The sequence below is a fragment of the Shinella sp. JR1-6 genome (assembly GCF_004284735.1).
Taxonomy (GTDB): Bacteria; Pseudomonadota; Alphaproteobacteria; order Rhizobiales; family Rhizobiaceae; genus Shinella.
This window is the reverse complement of record NZ_SHMI01000004.1, coordinates 33,702-53,926: the sequence shown is the minus strand read 5'-3', so window position 1 is coordinate 53,926 and position 20,225 is coordinate 33,702. Positions and strand designations below refer to the sequence as shown.

Below are 20,225 nucleotides of genomic sequence, written 5' to 3'. Positions count from 1 at the left end.
TCTCGTTCCCCTCGTTTGCCCGGGATTTGTGGCAACCAAAGCGCCGGGCGGCAAGCGGATGAAGTGGGTTTATTAATCGATAATTTCGATTAGACTGCCGCAAAACATTTGGGAAATGCGGCGCATTCATGCAAATCATCCTGATCGAGACATTTCTGGACCTGATGGAAACCCGCAATTTCAACCGCACGGCGGAGCGGCTGAACATCACGCAATCGACGGTGACGCACCGCATCAACGCGCTCGAGGCGATGTTCGCGCGAAAACTCTTTGCGCGGAACAAGGGCGGCACGCAGCCGACGGCCGCCGGCCTGCGCTTCCTCGATCATGCAAAAGCTTTGCAACATCAATGGCATGAGGCGACGCGCGCGGTGGAGACGGCCGGCGCCTACGAGCGCTCCATGCGCATCGGCCTGCAACACGATCTTGCCGCCCACTATGCCGGCGACTGGCTGGCGGCGGTGCGCAGGGAGTTGCCGGCCACCTCGATCTATCTGGAGGTCGATTATTCCGGCCAGATGAACCGCGACCTCGGCGCCGGCGACCTCGACCTCGCCATCCTCTTCACGCCGCATTATCTGCCGGACCTGCACTACGAGCGCATCGGCGAAGTGCATTACGAGATGGTGAGCAACAAGGTCAGCCGCATCGAGGACGTGAAGGCCGAAGACTATATCCAGGCCGTCTATTCCCCCGCCTTCGACCGGCTGCACCGGCAGGCCCATCCCGAGCTTTCGACCGCGCCGATCGCCAGCGGCGAGACGACCGCCATCCTCGCGCTGATGCAGAAACTCGGCGGCTCGGCCTTCGTGACGGAAGCCGATGCCAAGCGGCTGCTGCGCACCGGCGCGGTCAGCCGCGTGGCGGGGGCAGAGCCGATCGCGCAAGCGGTCTATGCCGCCGTCAACGTGCGCACGCGCCATGCCCACCAGCACCGGCGGATCATCGCCACCCTTCAGGCGCTGCTTGAAACCGGGCGGTCACATGCCTATGAACGGCCGGACCGCATCTGACGAAGGGAATCGTTCATGGCCGCCCGCGACCGCTATTCGCGCAAACTCGAATGCGCCATGTGCGGCCATTCCGGCTATGCCGAGGTTTCCGAAGACGACATGCCGAGCCGGGCGCATCCCGATTTCACCGTTGATTCGCTGCCGCACGGCTTTGCCACGGAGCGCGCCTCGAAACATCCCGACAAACACATGATCCGCTGCCGTTGCGGCCATGTCTTCAAGTTCCGGCAGAAGACCGCCTATGCCGAAGGCGGCGAGCCGCGGCGTTAGGGGCCTACCCTCGCGCCGCCGCCTCTCGGACCGAATTATCCCCGCCCGACGAACGGCATCGCCGTCGCCATGACCGTCATGTTCAGCACATTGGCGTCGAGCGGCAGGCTGGCCATGTAGACCACGGCATCGGCGACGTGTTTGACCGACATGGTCGGCTCGCTGACAATCTCGCCGTTCGGCTGGAGGATGCCGGCACTCATGCGCTTCGTCATATCGGTCGCGGCATTGCCGATATCGATCTGGCCGCAGGCGATGTCGTATTTGCGCCCGTCGAGCGCCGTCGACTTGGTGAGGCCGGTGATGGCGTGTTTCGTCGCCGTATAGGGCGCGGAATTCGGACGCGGCGTGGTGGCGGAAATCGAGCCGTTGTTGATGATGCGCCCGCCGCGCGGGGTCTGGTCCTTCATCAGTTTGAAGGCCTGCTGGGTGCAGAGGAAGGCACCCGTCAGGTTCGCGGCGAGAATGCTGCTCCACTCCTCGAAGGGAATGTCCTCCAGCAGCGCCGGGGAGACGTTGGAGCCGGCATTGTTGACGAGCACGTCGAGCCGGCCGAAATCACGCCTGACCGCCGCAAAAGCTGCAGCGACCTCGGCGGGATCGCCGACATTGCAGGGGATGGCACGCACCGGGTTGCCCGTTTCGCCGGTAATGAGGGCGGCAGCCTCCTCCAGCACTGCGGCCCGGCGCCCGGTGATGACGACCGCATAGCCCTCGGCGCTGAGGCTCCTGGCGATGGCAAGGCCGATGCCCGTGCCGCCGCCCGTCACCAGTGCGATCTTGCCTGTGCCGGTCCGTCCCCATTCGGTCATGTCGTCCTCCTCCTTTGACGTGTCCCTCCGGTTTGCGCGAAAAGGACACCCGCTGCAAGGGATCATGAAAAAGTCCCCGGCATCAGCCGGGGACTTCGCCGCGTCGTCTACGGAGGATCTCAGAACAGCGCGGCGGTGCTCTTCAGCGTCACCCAGATTCCCCAGAGGAGCGGAAGGCCGACGATCGCCCAGGCGAGCACCGCCCTGGTATCGAGCCCGCCCTTGCCGATGCCGAAGGACCCGGTCGGGCCGGCATTGGCCGCTGCCGTCTTCGCCTGCAGGGAGGCGACTTCCTCGTCCGACATGAACCACTTGTCGGCGAGCGGCCGGACGAACAGGTTGGCGATGAGGCCGAGGGCCAGCATGCCGGCAAGGATGTACATCGTGCCGGTATAGAGCGCCGGCCCCGGCTCGACACCCGCTGCGATCTGCGCCTCCCGGATATAGTTGACCACGACAGGGCCGACGATGCCGGCGGTCGCCCAGGCCGTCAGCAGGCGGCCATGGATCGCGCCCACGAACTGCGTGCCGAAAATATCCGCAAGATAGGCCGGGACGGTGGCAAAGCCCCCGCCATACATCGACAGGATGATGCCGAAGGCGAGCACGAAGAGCGCCTTGCTGCCCATATCCGCCAGGGTCGGGGCGAGCGCGTAGAGCACGATGCCGAGGATGAAGAAGGTGTAGTAGGTGTTCTTGCGGCCGATCTTGTCGGAGAGCGAGGCCCAGACGAAGCGCCCGCCGATGTTGAACAGCGAGAGCAGGCCGGTAAAGCCGGCGGCAATCGCCGCGATGGCCGCCTTCTGCTCGGTGTCGAGCTGACCGAAGCTCAGCTCCGGCTGGCCGATGAGGCGCCCGCCGAAGATCTCCTGCAGCATGGGCGAGGCCATGCCGATGACGCCGATGCCGGCCGAGACGTTGAGGCAGAGCACCAGCCAGATCAGCCAGAACTGCGTCGTCTTGTGCGCATCACGCAGGTGTACGTGTTTCGTGGTGATCATCGTCGACTTGGAAGCCGGTGGTGTCCAGCCTTCCGGGCGCCAGCCGGCCGGCGGAATGCGGTAGCCGAAAGCCCCACCCATCATGAAGCAGAAGTAGATAGCGGCCATCACGAGAAAGGTCTGCCAGACCCCGGCCGTCACATCGGTCTTGAAGGTGTTCATCAGGAGGTTCGCCAGAGGAGCGCCGATCATCGCGCCGCCGCCGAAACCCATGATCGCCATGCCGGTCGCCATGCCGCGCCGGTCCGGGAACCATTTGATCAGGGTAGAGACCGGGGAGATGTAGCCAAGGCCGAGGCCGATGCCGCCGATGACGCCCGCCCCGAGCCACATCAGCCACAATTGATGGCTCATCACGCCGAGCGCCGCAACGACGATGCCGCCGCACCAGCAGCAGGCCGAAACGAAGCCCGCCTTGCGCGGGCCGACGCGCTCCAGCCAGCCGCCCCAGATGGCCGCCGAACAGCCGAGCAGCACGAAGAACAGCGTATAGATCCAGCCGAGATCGGCGACGCGCCAGTTGCAGCTCGTGGTAAAGAGCGCAGAGACGAGGTTGAGATCGGCGCAAGCCGGATCCGTTGCCGGAATGGCCTTGGACAAAGGCAGCCAGAACACGCTGAAACCGTAGGCCATGCCGATGCAAAGGTGAATGGCAAGCGCAGCCGGCGGAACGAGCCAGCGGTTGAAGCCGGGTTTGGCGATGATACGCTCCCGGTCGAGGATGCTGCCGGAATAGTCGCCGGCATAGGTCTCGGTCGATGCAGTCATTGGGTCTCCTCCGCGACGCACCCCTCGGTGCGAAGATTTTCGTGATGGGGAGCCGGCGAACGCCGCCCTTCGACGCCCGGATGCCTGCATCCCTCTTGCAGACGGCCGGAAGCCGAACCTCCCGCGCGGAGCTCTGCAAGGTGCATGCCAAAGCGGATTTCGTTTTAAATCAACAGCTTGGAGAAGAGAGCGGAATCAAAATGGACAGTTTGTCCGTAAACGCCGGACAAACTGTCCGGTCAGGCCGCCTCGGGCAGCCATATGGTGAAGGTGGCACCCTCGCCCGGGCGGCTCGTGACCGCGATGGCGCCGCCCTGCCGCGTCACCAGCGTCTGGCTGATGGAAAGGCCAAGGCCCGTACCCTCCTGCCGCTTGGTGGTGAAGAACGGGTCGAAGACCTTTGCGACGAGATCGGGCGCCATGCCGACGCCGGTATCGCTGACGACGATCTCCACGCCCGGGCGCCCGCCACGGTCGCTGTCCCGGGTGACGATGCTCAGCCTGCCGCCATCGGGCATGGCGTGAATGGCATTGACGACGAGATTGACGACGACCTGCTGGAGCTCGGTGCGGTTCATCAGCACCAGCCGTTCGGCCGTGTCCTCCAGCCGAACCTCGATCGCCGCCTTGGCAAGCAGGTGCTGGACGAGCGGCAGGCAATCGGCCACCGCCATGCCCGGCGCGTGGCGATCGACGAAACCGGCGAATTCCTCGGGCTTGGCGAACTGCAGGAGCTTCGTGACGATCTGGCTGACGCGCTGGATCTGCTCGTCGAGAAGCTGGAACTCCACCTTCGCCAGCTCCGCCCGGTCGCCGACCACGGAGCGGATGACCTCCAGGTTGCCCTGCATGACGGCGATGGGATTGTTGATCTCATGGGCGACACCGGCAGTGATTTCGCCGATCGCGGCAAGCTTTTCCGACAGGATGAGCTGCTTGGTCGTCGCCTCCAGCCGGCGATTGGCGAGCTGCAGCTCCCGGGTCCGCTCGTCGACGCGCGCGTTCAGCTCCTCGTTCCAGCGGCGCAGCTCCAGGTCGTTCTGTTCGAGCTTGTTCAAGAGATCATCGAGATGTACGGCGACGCGGCCGATCTCGTCCTGGCTGTCGACCGGGCCGGTGCGCGCGCCAAGATCGCCGCTTTCCACCCGCGCGATGGTGGCGTCCACCCGCTCCAGAGGCTCGAAGATGCCGCGCGCCCAGCGCAGGAAGATCGGCACGCTGGCCGCCGTGATGGCGAAGAAGGCGGCGACGATGGTGAGAACCGTCTGGTACTTTGCCGCCGTGAACGGCGCCTCGAGGAAACCGACATAGAGCATGCCGACGCGCTGGCCGTGACTGTCGGTGATCGGTTCATAGGCGGAAATGTACCAGTCATTGACGACGAAGGCGCTGTCGAGCCAGGTGCGCCCCTCGCCGAGCACGGCCGAGCGCACGGCAGCCGAAACGCGCGTGCCGAGCGCGCGGCGCCCTTCGAACAGGCGCACATTGGTGCTGATGCGCACATCGTCCAGGAACAGCGTTGCCGTCCCCTGGCTGCCCTCCGGCAGGCTCGCCTCGCGGTAGACGAGGTCGTTGATCGTATCGATGAAGACGAGGTTCTGGTTGAGCAGGATGCCGCCGACGAGTACCGCCTTGCGCCCGTCGCCGAGCGTGACGGGGCTCGCGCTCTGCACGACCATGCCGCGCGTCTCCTCCGTGCGTTCGGTCGGCACCGCATTCGTCGTCGAGACGAGCGGCAGGCGCGCGCGGGCGGCAAGATCGGGCGAGAGCCGCTCGAGGTCGGCGTTCTCGAAAATGTCCACGCCCGTCGCCGGTTTGCCGGCCAGCGCGTCGCGGATGACCGGCCAGTCGGTGCGCAGCGTCTCGGCGGTGGTCGCGGTCACGGAGACGACGAGCCTGCCGTCCGGCGTGACGACATAGAGGAAATCGAGCTCCAGCCGCGCCCGCGCCTCGTCAAGCAACGTCTTCAGCGCGCCGTTGTCGCCGGCGCTGTCGCGAAACCGCACGGAGCCGCCGAGCGCGGTGACATGCTCGCCGGTATTGTCGAGGATATGGGCGAGATACTGGTGCGCGATGGTGAGGTCGCCGTTGACCTTGGAGATCAGCGTCGCGTCGAACTTCTCGTTCCAGCGGTAGACGGTGATGCCGAGCAGCAGCGGCAGGATCACCAGCATCGGCAGAAGCGCGATGGCCAGCAGCCGGTAGCGCACCGAGCGCGCCGGCCGGATGACGCCCTGCCTGCCGTCAGCCATCCCAGGCCGCCAGCTTGCGGTCGATCGTCTTGCGGGAAATGCCGAGCTGACGCGCCGCCTCGTCGCGCCCGCCATGGCAGGCGGCAAGCACCGAGAGGATATGGCGCCGCTCGACATCGGCAAGCGACCCGCCCTCTCCGCCGGCCGGCGCCAGCACCGGCCCCTGCCCGAACCCATCCGGGAAACGGCCGAGGATCAGCGTGCGCTCGATGAGGTTGCGCAGCTCGCGGACATTGCCCGGCCAGCCGTAGGCCGACAATGCCCGCCGGGTCGCTTCGTCGATCGGCACGGCGGGCATGGCCAGCTGCGCCGAAAGCTTCTTCATGAAGAGAGCGGCCAGTTCCACCGCATCGCCGTCGCGGTCCTTCAGCGGCGGAAGATGGATCTGCATGACATTGATACGGAAGAACAGATCGGCCCGGAAGCGCCCCGCCTGCACCTCCTTTTCCAGTTCCGCATTGGTGGCGAAGACGAAGCGCAGGTCGACCGGCACCTCACGCTCGGAGCCGACGGGCCGCACCTTGCGGTCCTCCAGCACGCGCAACAGCTTGCTTTGCGTGGCCGGCGGCATCTCGCTGATCTCGTCGAGAAACAGCGTGCCACCCTGCGCATGCAGGAACAGGCCTTCGCGCGCCCGCTCAGCACCGGTGAAAGCGCCCTTCAGGTGGCCGAACAGCTCGCTTTCGATCATGTCGGGCGGGATCGCCCCGCAATTGACCGGCACGAAGGGTTTGGCCGCGCGGTCGGACAGCGTGTGCAGCGAGCGCGCCGCCACCTCCTTGCCGGTGCCGGACTGGCCGGTGAGCAGAACGGAGGTCGGCAGCGGCGCGACGCGGGCGATGGTATCGCGCACGCGGGCGATGGCCGAGGATTCGCCGATCAGCCGGTCGCGCAGGAGGATATGGTCGGAGGTCGCCTTCAACTCGTAGCGCAGCACGTAGTTTTCGCGCTGCAGGCGGATGCGGTCGAGGCAGCGTGCGACGGCGTTGAGCAACTGGTTGGAGCGGAAGGGTTTCAGGATGAAATCGACCGCGCCGGCCCGCAGCGCCTGGATGGCGGTTTCGAGATCGGCATAGGCGGTCATCAGAATGGCATCGGCGAAGAAGCCAATGGCGCGCTGTTCGGCAAGCCATTCCACGCCGTTCTTCTTCGGCATGATGTTGTCAAGAATGACCACGTCGAAATGATTCTGGTCGAGCTTGCGCGTGGCCTCGTCCGTATCGGCCGCCAGTTCCAGCTGACGGCAGCGCGGCCCGAGCGTGCGCATCAGGAAGTTGCGCATGCCCGGCTCGTCGTCGACGACGAGGATCGAGGCCTGCGCCAGCCACGGCCCGAATTCCGGGTCGGCGGACGTGTCGCGCAGCACGCGCACGGCTTCAGTCGGCACCGCATCTCCTCCCGATGGTCAGGCGCTTCAGCTTTGCCCGCCCGAATGCAGCAGCACTGCACGCTTTTGCCCGGACGGCTTGAACACCTACCATAGAAAGCCGCCGCCGCGAGCACAAGGCGAGCGCGGCGGCGGGCCGGGAGGAATTGTCAGGAATGGAGATGAATGCGCTCACGGCGCTCACGCATCGCCGCAAGTTCCTGTTCGATATGAATTTTCCGGGCATCCTCCATCGCCGCGGCGATGGTTTCGCTGATCACACGCACACTGTCTTCAGAGATGAGCGGCGATGCCCCCTGGCACTCCGCTGCATGCAGTTTGCAAAGCGCGCTGGCGAGCAGCCGCGCATAGTCTTCCGGTTTGCGACCCATGTTCCCCACCTTTTCTGATTAGAGCCACAGAAAACCACACAATGAGGCAAAAAGCCACAGTTTTCTCACATGCTAATGGAAAAAATTGTGGGCATATCCGCGCGGCCCTCCACGTAGAAACGCCGGAAAACGAGACTGTTCAGAAATGAGGCAGGGAAAGTGCCGGGCGGGCGTCAGCGTGCGGGCGGAAACACGATGTCTGCCTGGAAACCGTCAACACGCCCGGCAATGGGCGATGTGAGAACGAGGCTGGCACGCATCTGCGCCAGCAACCGGTCCGCAATGGAAAGCCCGAGACCGGAGCCCGCGGCAAGCGTTCTGCCACGGGAAAAGCGCTTGCGCACTGCGACGAGCTCCGCCTCGCTCATGGCCGGAGCGCCGTTGCGGATGCTGACCGCGCCCGTTTCGGTGAGGAGGATCTCGATCGGCTCGTCCGCCCGCCCATGCAGCAACGCGTTTTCGACGAGGTTGCGCAGCACGATGGCGAAGGCGTCGGCCGTGCCTTCGCGCTGGGCCGGTCCTGCAAGATCGTTCCGGAAGCGGATGCGGCTGGCCTCATCCGATGCGCGCTGGAAATCCGTGACGACGACACCGAGCACATCAACGAGGTCGAAGGTGGTCTCGCTGACGCCGATCCCCGCTTCGGCGCGGGCAAGCTGGAGCAGCTTTTCGGTGAGCTTCGTCAGCTTCTGCAGGGAAGCTTCGATCTGCTGGGCGCGCGCGCGGGTCGGGGCATCCTTCAACTCGGCCATGAGCAGCTGCGTCTGCGCCAGCGCACCGGCGATCGGCGTGCGCAGTTCGTGGGCGCTGTTGGAGGTGAATTCCCGTTCCGCCGCCAGCACGGCGCGCAGCCGCGCAAGCAGGAGGTTGACGGAGCGCAGGATCGGCTGCAGCTCCTGCGGCAGATCCACCGCCGCGATTGCCGCAAGATTGCCGCCATCCTTCTCACCGATCGCCGCCCGGAGCGTCTCGACCGGCAGGAGCACGCGGCGCACGACGATCCAGACGGCCAGCACCGTGACCGGCACGATGAGCAGGACCGGCAGCAGCAGCGCCAGCGAGCCCTCGACCATGGCCTCCCGTCGCTCCTCGGCCGAATCCTGCACCTGTACGAAGATGGAGCCGTCCGCCGTCGCGGCGGTGTAGATCCGGCCCCGCTCACCATCCCTAAAACCCACCTTCAACGGCCCGTCGAACGGCTCCGCCGAAGCGGTGTGCGAATGCAGCAGCACCCGGCCTTCGCGGTCGCGCACCTGATAGGTCAGGTACTCCTCGCCGGGCTGCGAGGGCGAGCGCTCGATGCGCCGGGGGACATTCAGGTCGTCGCTGCGGTTGAGGTCGTCGATGACGAGCGGCACGAGGCGCTCGGCGGTCTCCTGCAGGGAACTGTCGAAGATCTCGCCGAACTCGTCTTGCATGACGAGCGCGCCGAACCCCACCGCGACGAGCCACAGGCAGGTGGTGATCACGGTGATCCACAGCATGAGCTGGCCGGCAAGGCTCTTCGGCCGGAAGGCGCTTGCACGCGGTTCCCTGCTCTCCGTCATCGGCCAAGCCTGTAGCCGATACCGCGCAGGGTCTCGACGCAATCCTTGCCGAGCTTCTTGCGCAACCGGCTGACATAGACCTCGACCGTGTTGCTCTCGATCTCCGCCCCGAAGGCATAGAGCGCCTCCTCGATCTCCCCCTTGGAGACGACGGCGTTGGGCCGCGTGGCAAGGCGCGCCAGCACCGCCCATTCGCGGCCGGACAGGTCGATCGGCGCGCCATCGCGCAGGACCCGGCGGTCGGCCAGCTCGATCGCCAGCGAGCCGGATTCCAGCACCGGCAGGGGCGACGCCGAATAGCGCCGCGCGACGGCGAGCATGCGGGCGCCGAGTTCACCGAGGTTGAACGGTTTGACGAGATAGTCATCCGCGCCGCTATTCAGGCCCTCGATGCGGTCGGAAATCTGGTCATGCGCGGTGAGGATGATGACGGGCACAGTAGCACCGGCACGGCGAAGGTTCTTCAGCAGCGAGAGGCCGCTGCCGTCGGGCAGGCGCAGGTCCAGGAGAACCAGCTCGTAGCCGACCGCCTCGGCCGCCATGCGGCCGTCCTCGAGCGTCTGCATCCAATCGACCGCATGGCCGAGCCCGGCCACATAGTCGCGCACCGCCTCGCCCAGAACGGCATCATCCTCGATCAGCAGAACCCGCAAGTGCCCGTCTCTCCGCATACCGGCAGCAGCACGCCGACAGGCCTGCACGCCACCTTCCGAATCCGGAGAATACACGGGAGAAGCCGGGCTTGCCATCGCCCATCCCGGTCAGGAAACGGCGCCGAGCCGGCAGGACGACATGAGGTCGAGCGCGGGGTCGCGCACCTTCGTTTCCACGCGCATCGTGCCCAGAACGGTATGGAAGAGCTTGTCATGCGATTGCGGCTTCAGCGTTTCCGCATCGAGACAGGCTTCGGAATAGGCGGCCTTGGCATCCTTGCCGAGCCAGAGCACGAAGGGCACATGGGTCTGCTCACCCGGCGCGATCATGTAAGGCGCACCATGCAGATAGAGGCCGAGCTCGCCGAGCGATTCGCCGTGATCGGACATGTAGAGCATGGAGACGTCGAGGCTGCCCTCCGCCTTCTGCAGCCGGTCGATCACGCCGGCAAGGACATGGTCGGTATAGGCGATGGTGTTGTCATAGGCGTTGACGATCTCCTCGCGTGTGCAATCGGAAAACTCGGCGCTGCGGCAATCCGGCTTGAAGCGGCGGTATTCCTCGGGATACCGCAGCCAATAGGACGGGCCGTGACTGCCGATCTGATGCAGCACGAGCACTGTGTCCTTCTTCACCGAGCCGATCCAGGCGTCGAGATTGTCGAGCAGCACCTGGTCCTGGCACTCGCCGCCCGAACAATAACGCGGGTTGCCGCCCGCGATCAGCGAACGCTCCTTCACGCGCGCGGCGATCTTCTTGCTGCCGGTATTGTTGTCCCACCATTCGACATCGACGCCGGCACGGGAGAGCACGTCGAGCAGGTTCTCGGTCTCCAGCCCTTTGCGGTGCGAATAGTCGGCGCGGGTGTAGACGGAGAACATGCAGGGCAGCGAGACCGCGGTCGCCGTGCCGCAGCTCGCCGTATCGCCGAAGTAGCGGATGTCCTTCGTCTTCAGCTCGGGATTGGTCTCACGTTCATAGCCGCCGAGCGAGAAATTGGCGGCACGCGCCGTCTCGCCGGCAACGACGACCATCAGCCGCGGCTTGCGCTCGGTGAAGGGACCATCGACGACGCGGGCATCCGTCCCCAGCGGAGCGGCCACCACGTTGCGATCCGCCGATTGGCCGGCGGCGAACTGCACGGCAGTGACGAGCGGCACGATGGGGTTCAGCGTCTCGAACCAGTCGTGATGCGATCGGACGGTGGCGGCATAGACGCGGGCATGGGAAAGGCCGGCGACCAGCGCGATGACCAGCGCAGGCAGGATGATCGCGAGATTGGCCCGCAGCTTCCAGAAGAAGGTGTTGTGGCGGACCTTGACCCACATGAGGAGCGCCGAGGGCAGCACGCCATAGACCAGCATGTGCAGAACGAAACCTGGGGTGATGAGGTGCCCGGCCTCCGCGCTGTTCGTCTCGGCCGCATTGCGGATCATCTCCATGTCGATGATCACGCCATACCGGTCCATGAACCAGGCGCCCGCGGCGCTTGCCAGGATGAGCAGGATGAAGATCGGCTTCATCACATATTTCACGGAGACCGCGACACAGAGCGCAATGTAGAGGCAGGCGATGCCGACGGCGATGGAGAAGAACGTGGTCGGCCGGCCGTCGAGGTAGAGCCAGCCTTTCGACCAGAAGCTGCGGTTGGTCAAAGCGAGCAAGTAGAGCGCCGTCAGGATGCTGACGGCGATGCTGCCGAGTTGCGGCCGCCAGAAGGCGGGGAAGCCGGCCTTGCCGGTTGTTTCGCGCATCGGATGTCCTTTCGAAAGCGTCTCCGGCAGCCCGCGGGCCGCCATCCCGCGCCCTCCCTGCCCCGCGAAACTGACAGCCGCCTGAACGACGCCGGCGACCGCGTTCAGCGCAGCGTCAGCTTGGCAGCGGATAAGACGCACAGTCGTGTATGAGGTGATGCGTGAAATCGAGACTGCTGCACCCGGGCATGCTGTTCGTGACAGCCCTGGTTTTCATGGTTCTGGCGATCCCCCTCGCCCAGATGCAATTTTCAAGGCCGCACGGCCAGGACGTGCGTCAGGTGCTGCTGCTGCGCGCAGGCTGAAGGAGAAACCGATTGTGCTTTGCAATCGGATTTGCGACAACATCCGCAGCTGCGGAGGTTGCCATGAAACCCGTTCTCTATGCCCATCCCTTTTCCAGCTACTGCCAGAAGGCGCTGACGGCGCTTTATGAAAACGGCACCGACTTCGACTACCGCCTGCTCGACCACACCGATCCCGATACGCTGGCCGATTTCGAGAGGCGCTGGCCGATAAAACGGTTCCCGATCCTCGTTGACGGCGACCGCACGATCCTCGAAGCGAGCATCATCATCGAATATCTCGGGCTCCATCACCCTGGCCCGGTCAAGCTCATCCCGGACGATCCGAAAGCGGCGATCGACGTGCGCATGCTCGACCGCTTCTTCGACAACTACGTCTCGACACCGCAGCAGACGATCGTCTTCAACGCCATCCGGCCGGAGGACGAGCGCGATCCCCACGGCGTAGCGCAGGCACGCGACATGCTGGAACGCGCCTATGCCTGGCTCGACACACATATGGACGGCCGGATCTGGGCTTCGGGCGACCGCTTCACGCTGGCCGACTGCGCCGCCGCCCCCTTCCTGTTCTATGCGGACTGGACACACGCCATCGACCCGGCCTTCGCCCGTGTACACGCCTATCGCCGGCGCCTGCTCGCCCGCCCCTCCTTCGCCCGCGCCGTGGACGAAGCCCGCCCCTTCCGGAAATTCTTTCCGCTCGGGGCACCCGATCGCGACTAGGGAAAATTCATGGGCTTCCGCCCAGCGGCTAGCCCGCCCGGCAATGCCGCCGCTCATCGGCCGTGGCCTCGCCCTCGATGCCGGTGATGACGAGGATCGGCAGGGTCTGGCGCCTGCCGGCAATCTCGTGGTCGCGGCCCTCGACATGGCCGCGCAGCACAAGCCGGCCGTAGTAAAGCGCGTCCGTCTCGCGGATGCGCCGCTGGTCCACCTCGGCAAGCCCGCCGATATCAGGGGAGGCACCGCGAAGCTCCTCGCCGCTGTCGACATTGCGGGCGGTCGAGGACGGGCAAGGCGCCTTCACGCAGCGAAGGCCGTTGTCGCAGACGACATAACGCCCCTCGGCGGCAGCGAGCGGAGAGGCGAACAGCGGAAAGGCAACCACCACAAGGGCACGAAGGCGCATGCATCATCCTCCCTCGGAATTACGGCCAAAGCGCGTTACTTGCGGCCATCCCGCTCGCGGCGCATTTCGGCCAGCGCACGAATGGCATCCTGCCGCCCGGTCTCGCCCAGCGCTTCGAACAGCCGCATGGCATCCACGCGCATGCCGAGGTTCTTGTAGGCATAGGCACGCAGCACCATCAGGTCCGCCGGCTCCGCATGGTACTGGCGGCGCTGGTCCAGGAACACCAGCGTTTCGCGATAGCGCTGCGCACGAAAGCTGCTGACGGCTCGATCGCCGAGGATCGCCGTCTGCAATTCGGCAACCCGGCCCTGTTCGAGCCTGGCCTTGGTGGCGGAGACCGCGGCATCACTCGTCAGTCCGGCCCGCAGATAGGCAAGGCTCTGGCCATAGGCGGCGTCGCTGCGCGTGCGCCCCTCGCCCGCCAGCGCCGCTTCGAAGGCCTGCGCGGCCTCCAGCGGCCGGTTGACTTCCATCAGGCACCAGCCGAGCGAAAGCGCGCCTGCTGCCGAAAGACCGCTGGGATCGCGCGTGCTGCGGCAATCCACGGCGCCCTCCGTCCGGCGCACCGTGCGGGCGCCGCGCTGCGGCTTCAGCGCAACCTCCTCGACCACTTCGCGCAGCGGCACCCGGCGCTCGGTGCGGGCGATCCGTGCCTGCCGGTCGCGCAGCACCGGAGCAGCCTCTTCGCTCGTGTCGCGCTCGCCAAGCAGCGCGATGCGCTCGGACCGCTCGGCCCAGGCCTGCTTGACGGCGGCAAGACCGGCGCGGTCCTCCAATCTCAGCCGTGCGACGCCAAGGCCGTAGGCGGCAGGCTCATAGTCGGCCTTCCATTTCAGCACCTGCGAAAACCATTCCTCTGCCGTTTCCGGCTGATCCATGGCGAGCGCATACCAGCCGAACTGTTCGCCGGTCTCGGGATGTTTTTCCTCCAACGTCACCTGCGCGATGCGACCGAGCACCTTGGCGTCGAGCTTCGGCGGCGGATCGAGCGCCAGCAGGTTGGCGGTGGCCGCGAGATAGGTCTGCATTGCCTGGTCGGAGGTCGTGCGCCAGGCATACATCACGTCCTCCGCCTCGACGGGCATCTTGCGCGCCAGGAGGATGAGGGCGAGGCCCTGGGAAGCCGAGGCGGAATCCTCGACGGCGCGTGCCTTGCGGAAGAAGGGTTCGGCCTGCGCATTCTGATCGCGCCGCAGATGATACCAGCCGAGGAGCAGCGCGTCGGAGGCCAGCCCCTCATCCGTCACCAGCTTTTCGACGAGCTTCAGATAGGCCGGCGCCACGGTGATCGTCGCATCCTCGTCGCCCTCGCCGACGAAGCGACGGGCAAGATCGTTGCGGATCACGTCGAATTCCTTGACGCCATCGGCGCCGGTCCGCTCACGGGCGACGAGGTCCTGCATGTCCGCATAGCCGAGCAGGGTCGAGGCCTTCTGCACGGTCGCGATACGGATCGGCCCGTCAGAGCAATTGTCGAGCATGTAGCCGTAGGCATCCTTGGCGCGCTGCACGCGCTCGGTCTTCACGAAGGCTTCGGCAACGCGCCAGAGCACATCGGCATCCGAGCAGGTGAGCAGGCTGGGTGTTTCCGCCCCAAGACGCACGACATCCTCGCTGCGCCCGGCATTGGAAGCCGCCACCAGTTCGGCACGCTTTTCCGCCACGTCGAGACGATCGACAAGATCGGCGGGCGGCGTCCATTGCGGGTCGTCCTGCTGGCGCTTGGCGATCGCCGCGCGCACGTCGGCATACCGCGACTGGGCGTAGAGCGCCCACATCGCCTCGAGCTGGCGGTCTTCGTTGACCGGCACGGCAAGCGGATTTTCCGGCGGTATCCAGGTCGGATAGAGCGTGCGCAGACGGGCGATTTCCGCATTCAGCCGGGCCGTATCGCCGCGCGCCGCGAAATAGCGCAGCGCGCTTTCGTCGACCACCGGCTTGTTCTCGACGGGCTCCACGACGGCCGTCGGCTCCGTACCGGTCCCGGCCGTCTGCCCGGCCTGCTGCGCCTGCGCGATTTCCACGCGCGACTGCTTGGTCAGGGCGGAGGACGCTTCATCCAGGCTGTTCGTGGTAACCTCGTCGGTGCCCGCGCCGAGGTGCGGCAGGCCCTTCACCAGACCGGCGGGCACGCCAAAGGATACGCCTGCGACGCTGGCTGCGCCGGCGGAGACGAGGACGAACGCCACGAGGATCGACTTCATCCCGAATTTCCTTCGGTCCATCACTGCCACCACAGCGCCAAGCATCAGTCATGACGCACGAGGGACGCTGCAACACTTCAGTCGGCCCGGACGGTCCACAGCGACACCATGCGCCATGAACGATGGGACATGTCGTTCTGTCCCCCGGATGAGCCAACCAATCGTGATAAAACCCCGATAGGGTTAACCGACGGTAAACACGCGCCCTCAGACTTCCCTACCGAAGCGGCGCAGGAGGCCGGATGTGGCAATGCCGAGCAGGATCGACAGCACGCAGAACACCACCGCATAGGCGAGGATATTAGAGGACAGCCAGTTCGCCGCGACCAGCCGCATGTTGGAGAAAGTCCAGGGCTGCGTCGCCACGAAGCGCGTTCGGCTGACCGGGCGCGTGTCGAGCGCGTCCACATCCTTGCTGTCCAGGCTGACATAGCCGTCAAGCTGCTGCCAGCGATCGTTCTGCGCGACTGCCACCATACCCGCCTTGAGATCGGTCCCCGTCGGTGCGGAAAGCACGGTCCAGGTCGCGCTTTCATCGGGGCTGTTGCCCTGCGCCACCAGGAAGCGCGCCGTATCGCCGGGCGCCACGAGCGACTCCGCTCCCGGCAGCAGGCGAAGCGAGGAGAGCGGGATGTCGAAGGTCTCCTGCAGCCAGGCCTCGAACGCGGAAATCTGGCCGCGCCACGAACCGCCGCGCACGCGTGATTGCCATTCGTCGAAGGCTTCCTGCGTCGCGCCGTGCTGTCCGCCGCCATCGACCGGCCCACCCCAGGCGGAGGCGCTTTCGGCTGCGATATGCGTCTGTCCGAGCACGAGCGGGGGAAGCTGCGAGATCGTGCCGACGAGGATGGCATTGCGCTCACCGATGGCGAGCGCCGAGGATTCCGGTCGCACCTGCAGCGCCCGCCCGCTCGAGACTGCCATCTTGCCGAGGAAGGTGGCACTCGTCGACAGCGTGTCCGCATCCAGGCGATCAAGGTAGAGCGCCATCGGGTCGACCTGACCGTTATAGGGGAACCCCGTGCCCGAGAGCGCGGCAAGATTGGGCAACTGCGCGACGCGGGCAAAACGCGGCATGCGGAACTCCGAGGAATCGAACAACGCAAAGCGCGGCTCGTCACTGGCGCTCGCGCCCGGGGCGCAGATCTTGTCCGCCTCCGTCAGGAGCGCGGTCTCGATGTCGATGCGGTTCGGTCCCGGCCGGAAATGCCGCATGGTGACGCGGATCGGCAGGTGGCGGAAGATACCGCCGTTGCGGTTGGTGATCGGCACGGTCGTTGCGATGTTGCCGTTCACATAGATGTCGATATGGCTGCCGGGCAGCACTTCCGGCGAATAGGCGGCATCGAGCAGCAACGTCGCCTCGCCGTAGGCATCCGCGTAGAAATCCGGGGGGATGCCGATGTCGAAGCCGGTACGATAGCGCCGGCCGCTGAACTCGCCGGTGCGCACGCCGAGCGCGGAAAAGCTGAGAGACGTCTCGCCGGACAGGAGCGGCATGTCGGTGCCGTTGCGCTGACGCACGCTGAGCGCCTCGCGCGTCACGCCGAGCGGCCGGTCGATGGGCGAGACCATGCCTTCCACGGCCCCCTCGATCGACGGCCAGTCCGGACCGCTGACGACGAAGACCTTGCGATCGCCGGCCGGCGCATCGACGAAGGTGGCGACAGCCGAGGAGCGCGCCGTCGCCGGCAGGCCCGGCAACAGCGGCGCGAGATCGCCGGCCGTGCCGACCAGCACCGTCAGCTCACCGGCACCTGCCGTCGCCGGCAGCGTGTCCGTCAGATCGAATGTCTGATTGGGCATCTTCGCCATCAGCGCAAGGCCCTGGCTAAGTCGCATCAACGCATTGGTGGCAACGGGCTGGCCCATTTCCGGCACGACCATGACGAACTTCGTCTGCCCCGTCGGCCCGAGGCCGATGGCAGCGATGTCGTCGGTCGTCAGCAGGCGGCCACTCGTATCGCGCGGCACCGTCAGATAGGTGCGGGACGGGTCGAGCGACGTCCAAAGGTCATAGGTCGAGCGGATCGTGCAATCCGTCCGGTGCCGGTGCACGGCGTTGAAGGTCACCCGGTTGATGCCGGGGCGAAGCAGGCCCGCCGGCAGGTCGAAGCGCACGTCCTTGACGCCCTCCGCCGACTGGACCGGAACCTCGCCGACGACCGCATCGTTGACGATAACGCTGAGCCGCGAGATTTCCGGGGCCACCACGACGGCATTGGAGTAGCCGAGATTGATCGTCGTCGCGCTGCCCGCTTGCTGCGGGGTCAGGAAAAGCGGGAAGGAATGGCTTGCGACCTCCCCTTCCAGAAGCAGCGATTTCGCGGAAATGATGTAGCGCCGGAGACCGAGATCCGGCGTCGCGGCCTTCTTCTCCGGCTGCTTCGTTTCCCGCGCGGTGGGCGTGCTGCCCTCCACCGTGGGCGTCCTTTCGATGGTCGGACCGCGTTCGCCGGACATGTCGAAAGGAACGGACGTATCCTGCGCCAGGGCGACGGATGCGGACAGGGCGAAGGCGAGGCCGGCAAAGACGGCCTTGACGGTGAGGACGCTCACGATGTCGTCTCCCCCTTGCGAGCGCCGCCAAGGCTGCGCGCGAAATAGAGAAGCCCGCGGCTCGTTTGGTAAAGGGCGATGCCGAGGAACCAGAGGGTCCCGCGGAAGAGGCCGGGATTGTAGCGGCGCGAGACCTGGAAGTCGCTCCACTGGTTGGAATTGGCGAAGATCAGGTCGGCGACGAGCGAATGGTGCCGCGCCACTTCCGGCATGAAGCGGCAGCCGACGGCGCTCACGCTGCCGAGGTTTTCGACATTGCGCACGTCGACCGGCAGGGCCTCCTCGTAGTGCGCGCCGTAAGGCGTGAAACGCAGCTGGCAGCGCGCCCCCGTCGCCAGATCCGGCTCCAGCCCGAAGACCTGCACCCGCGCGCCGTTGGCCGAGACATTTTCCAGCGTCGAGGGATATTCGCGGCCGTCGATGATGAACGTGCAGCGCCGCTTGACCGTCACACGCCGGCTCGCCGCCCGCTCGCTGCGTTCCGACACGACGCCGAGCGCGCAGCCCGCGATGATGAGGTTAAGCAGGTTCCACCCGCCGACGACGAAGGTAACGTCCGCCTTGTAGGGCTCCGAATAGAAGCGGTAGATGCTCATGAGGAAGGCGACGAACAGCACCGCGAAGATGACGAAGAACGGCCGGCTGATCTCCGAAAGCCGCGATTCGCGGATCGACTCGTCCTTTGCCGTCACCTTGAAGGTCGGCTTGGTCGGGTTGAGCATGACCGAGACGACGGCGGGCAGGAGATGCACGCTCTGCACATATTCGTAGAGCTCGGAAATCCAGGGCCAGCGGAACGAACCGTAGAGGTAGTTCTGCATCATCAGGTTCACGAGCATGTAGGCGAGCGTGTAGCCGAGGAATTCGCCGCCGGAGGCCGTGAAGATTTCCAGATCGAAGAACAGGTAGAAGAGCGGCGCAAAGAGGAAGATGGTTCGCGGGAACGGGAACAGCCAGAACAGCATGGACGACATGTAGCAGAGCCGCTGCGCCAGCGAGAGCCCGCGCTTGAACAGCGGGAAACGGAAGCGCAGGATCTGCATCATGCCCTGCGCCCAGCGGCTGCGCTGGCCGATGAAGCTGGCGAAGGTGGCGGGCTGCAGCCCGGCGATCAGCGGCTTGTCGACATAGACGCTGTTCCAGCCGCGCGAATGCAGCGCCAGCGCCGTCTCGCAGTCCTCGGTGATCGAGAGGCCGGAAAAACCGCCCGCCTCGTTGAGCGCTGTGCGCCGCAGCACGGCGGCCGAGCCGCAGAAGAAGGCGGCGTTCCACTTGTCGAGGCCGCGCTGGATGATGCCGTAGAACATCTCGTTCTCGCTCGGCATCGTCTCGAAGGTGCGCAGGTTCCGCTCCAGCGGATCCGGATTGAGGAAGAAGTGCGGGGTCTGGACGAGGAAGAGTTTCGGGTCGTCCGCAAAATAGCCGACGGTCTCGCGCAGAAAATCGCGGGCGGGTGCGTGGTCCGCATCGAAAACGGCGATCAGCTCGCCGGTCGAGTGCTGCATGCCGTTGTTCATGTTGCCGGCCTTGGCATGCTCGTTGCGGGCGCGGGTCAGATAGTTGACGCCGAGATCGCGGCAGAGCGTCTGAAGCTCGCGGTGGCGGGCCTCGGCCGTCTGCGCCTCGATCACCGCCGCGGCATTGCGCTTCTGCTCCGTGCCGCCATCGTCGAGCAGCCACACGGTGAGCTTGTCCGCCGGATAGTCCATCGCCTTGGCGGCGGCGAGCGTGTTGGCGAGAAGGCCGATATCCTCGTTATAACTCGGCACGAAGACGTCGACGGAGGGCAGCCTGCCCTCCTCCGCCAGCCGGCTCTTGCGCGGCGGCAGGGGCATCGCCACGACGAAGAGGCTGAGCGCCAGCATCATCACGCTGTACATTTCCGCCAGATAGAGCAGGAAGCCCGGAATGAAGTTTTCCAGCTGGTTCAGGGGCGGCAGCGTGCTTGTGGTGCGCCAGTAGACGTAGCGCAGCACCACGGCCGTGCCGAAGGCGAGCGCGATCAGCCGCCAGATGCCCTCGGCGCGCAGCACCTTGATAACCGCCATGAAGGTGACGACAGCGATGCTGGCGATAAGTTGCGTCTGCAGATTGATGGGCAGGGTGATAACGAGCATCACCAGGGCAGAGACCAGCGCCCACAGGAGAATCGTGCCGATATGTCTCATACGCCGTCCTTCGCCATCATAGCGCGCT

At 65.7% G+C, this 20,225-nt stretch carries 16 protein-coding genes; 4 read left to right on the top strand and 12 right to left on the bottom strand.

The genetic code is table 11. From position 1 onward, the window contains the following. Positions 1-128 precede the first annotated feature (128 nt). Both EXZ48_RS07970 and EXZ48_RS07965 read left to right on the top strand, forming a co-directional pair. Positions 129-1,013: a LysR family transcriptional regulator gene (locus EXZ48_RS07970; RefSeq protein WP_023512349.1), complete on the top strand. Its 885-nt coding sequence runs from the start codon at positions 129-131 to the stop codon at positions 1,011-1,013. Positions 1,014-1,028: 15 nt separating this feature from the next. After that, a complete protein-coding gene (locus EXZ48_RS07965; protein ID WP_023512348.1) occupies positions 1,029-1,283 on the top strand; it encodes a hypothetical protein in 255 nt (84 codons plus the stop codon). Positions 1,284-1,318: 35 nt separating this feature from the next. Here the strand turns inward: EXZ48_RS07965 and EXZ48_RS07960 are convergent, their stop codons facing one another. The 8 genes from EXZ48_RS07960 to EXZ48_RS07925 all read right to left on the bottom strand — a co-directional run bounded on the left by EXZ48_RS07960 (position 1,319) and on the right by EXZ48_RS07925 (position 11,829). Then, positions 1,319-2,095: an SDR family oxidoreductase gene (locus tag EXZ48_RS07960; protein WP_130515228.1), complete on the bottom strand. Its 777-nt coding sequence runs from the start codon at positions 2,093-2,095 to the stop codon at positions 1,319-1,321. Positions 2,096-2,214: 119 nt separating this feature from the next. Next, on the bottom strand, positions 2,215-3,864 hold the full coding sequence (locus EXZ48_RS07955) for an OFA family MFS transporter (protein ID WP_130515226.1): 1,650 nt from the start codon (positions 3,862-3,864) through the stop codon (positions 2,215-2,217). Between the two features lie 239 nt (positions 3,865-4,103). Next, the gene (locus EXZ48_RS07950) at positions 4,104-6,116 is read right to left on the bottom strand and encodes a cache domain-containing protein (protein WP_130515224.1); all 2,013 of its coding nucleotides are present in this window, start codon (positions 6,114-6,116) and stop codon (positions 4,104-4,106) included. Beyond that, positions 6,109-7,503, bottom strand: a complete 1,395-nt coding sequence (locus tag EXZ48_RS07945) for a sigma-54 dependent transcriptional regulator (protein ID WP_130515223.1) — start codon at positions 7,501-7,503, stop codon at positions 6,109-6,111. Before EXZ48_RS07945 ends, EXZ48_RS07950 begins: the two co-directional genes overlap by 8 nt. A 149-nt stretch (positions 7,504-7,652) precedes the next feature. Further along, positions 7,653-7,874, bottom strand: a complete 222-nt coding sequence (locus EXZ48_RS07940; RefSeq protein WP_024270484.1) for a hypothetical protein — start codon at positions 7,872-7,874, stop codon at positions 7,653-7,655. Between the two features lie 173 nt (positions 7,875-8,047). After that, positions 8,048-9,421 carry a histidine kinase dimerization/phospho-acceptor domain-containing protein gene (locus EXZ48_RS07935; RefSeq protein WP_130515222.1) on the bottom strand — a complete coding sequence of 458 codons (1,374 nt, stop codon included), beginning with the start codon at positions 9,419-9,421 and terminating at the stop codon, positions 8,048-8,050. Beyond that, the gene (locus tag EXZ48_RS07930; RefSeq protein ID WP_050744466.1) at positions 9,418-10,074 is read right to left on the bottom strand and encodes a response regulator transcription factor; all 657 of its coding nucleotides are present in this window, start codon (positions 10,072-10,074) and stop codon (positions 9,418-9,420) included. The genes EXZ48_RS07935 and EXZ48_RS07930 overlap by 4 nt, the downstream gene beginning before the upstream one ends. Before the next feature lie 108 nt (positions 10,075-10,182). Beyond that, positions 10,183-11,829 (bottom strand): phosphoethanolamine transferase, encoded by a 1,647-nt coding sequence (locus EXZ48_RS07925; protein WP_130515221.1) that lies wholly within the window; start codon positions 11,827-11,829, stop codon positions 10,183-10,185. A 161-nt stretch (positions 11,830-11,990) separates the two neighbouring features. Here EXZ48_RS07925 and EXZ48_RS34815 point away from each other — a divergent pair, with 161 nt between their 5' ends. Further along, on the top strand, positions 11,991-12,134 hold the full coding sequence (locus tag EXZ48_RS34815; RefSeq protein WP_023513321.1) for a hypothetical protein: 144 nt from the start codon (positions 11,991-11,993) through the stop codon (positions 12,132-12,134). Positions 12,135-12,197: 63 nt separating this feature from the next. Beyond that, entirely contained in the window at positions 12,198-12,857 is a 660-nt protein-coding gene (locus tag EXZ48_RS07920; RefSeq protein WP_130515219.1) for a glutathione S-transferase family protein, read from the top strand. 28 nt (positions 12,858-12,885) lie between these two features. On the opposite strand, the gene EXZ48_RS07915 is transcribed toward EXZ48_RS07920, so the two are convergent. The 4 genes from EXZ48_RS07915 to bcsA all read right to left on the bottom strand — a co-directional run bounded on the left by EXZ48_RS07915 (position 12,886) and on the right by bcsA (position 20,197). Beyond that, on the bottom strand, positions 12,886-13,263 hold the full coding sequence (locus tag EXZ48_RS07915) for a hypothetical protein (RefSeq protein WP_130515217.1): 378 nt from the start codon (positions 13,261-13,263) through the stop codon (positions 12,886-12,888). Between the two features lie 35 nt (positions 13,264-13,298). Continuing rightward, positions 13,299-15,470: a cellulose synthase gene (locus tag EXZ48_RS07910; protein ID WP_130515215.1), complete on the bottom strand. Its 2,172-nt coding sequence runs from the start codon at positions 15,468-15,470 to the stop codon at positions 13,299-13,301. Positions 15,471-15,677: 207 nt separating this feature from the next. Further along, on the bottom strand, positions 15,678-18,029 hold the full coding sequence (locus EXZ48_RS07905) for a cellulose biosynthesis cyclic di-GMP-binding regulatory protein BcsB (RefSeq protein WP_130515213.1): 2,352 nt from the start codon (positions 18,027-18,029) through the stop codon (positions 15,678-15,680). Beyond that, the gene (bcsA, locus tag EXZ48_RS07900; RefSeq protein WP_024270485.1) at positions 18,026-20,197 is read right to left on the bottom strand and encodes a UDP-forming cellulose synthase catalytic subunit; all 2,172 of its coding nucleotides are present in this window, start codon (positions 20,195-20,197) and stop codon (positions 18,026-18,028) included. The genes EXZ48_RS07905 and bcsA overlap by 4 nt, the downstream gene beginning before the upstream one ends. Positions 20,198-20,225 lie beyond the last annotated feature (28 nt).

Bases quoted from the DNA above. Each gene is read 5' to 3' on its own strand.
- EXZ48_RS07970 (WP_023512349.1), top strand. From the start codon at position 129: ATGCAAATCATCCTGATCGAGACATTTCTGGACCTGATGGAAACCCGC.
- EXZ48_RS07965 (WP_023512348.1), top strand. From the start codon at position 1,029: ATGGCCGCCCGCGACCGCTATTCGCGCAAACTCGAATGCGCCATGTGC.
- EXZ48_RS07960 (WP_130515228.1), bottom strand. From the start codon at position 2,095: ATGACCGAATGGGGACGGACCGGCACAGGCAAGATCGCACTGGTGACG.
- EXZ48_RS07955 (WP_130515226.1), bottom strand. From the start codon at position 3,864: ATGACTGCATCGACCGAGACCTATGCCGGCGACTATTCCGGCAGCATC.
- EXZ48_RS07950 (WP_130515224.1), bottom strand. From the start codon at position 6,116: ATGGCTGACGGCAGGCAGGGCGTCATCCGGCCGGCGCGCTCGGTGCGC.
- EXZ48_RS07940 (WP_024270484.1), bottom strand. From the start codon at position 7,874: ATGGGTCGCAAACCGGAAGACTATGCGCGGCTGCTCGCCAGCGCGCTT.
- EXZ48_RS07935 (WP_130515222.1), bottom strand. From the start codon at position 9,421: ATGACGGAGAGCAGGGAACCGCGTGCAAGCGCCTTCCGGCCGAAGAGC.
- EXZ48_RS07925 (WP_130515221.1), bottom strand. From the start codon at position 11,829: ATGCGCGAAACAACCGGCAAGGCCGGCTTCCCCGCCTTCTGGCGGCCG.
- EXZ48_RS07920 (WP_130515219.1), top strand. From the start codon at position 12,198: ATGAAACCCGTTCTCTATGCCCATCCCTTTTCCAGCTACTGCCAGAAG.
- EXZ48_RS07915 (WP_130515217.1), bottom strand. From the start codon at position 13,263: ATGCGCCTTCGTGCCCTTGTGGTGGTTGCCTTTCCGCTGTTCGCCTCT.
- EXZ48_RS07910 (WP_130515215.1), bottom strand. From the start codon at position 15,470: ATGAAGTCGATCCTCGTGGCGTTCGTCCTCGTCTCCGCCGGCGCAGCC.
- bcsA (WP_024270485.1), bottom strand. From the start codon at position 20,197: ATGAGACATATCGGCACGATTCTCCTGTGGGCGCTGGTCTCTGCCCTG.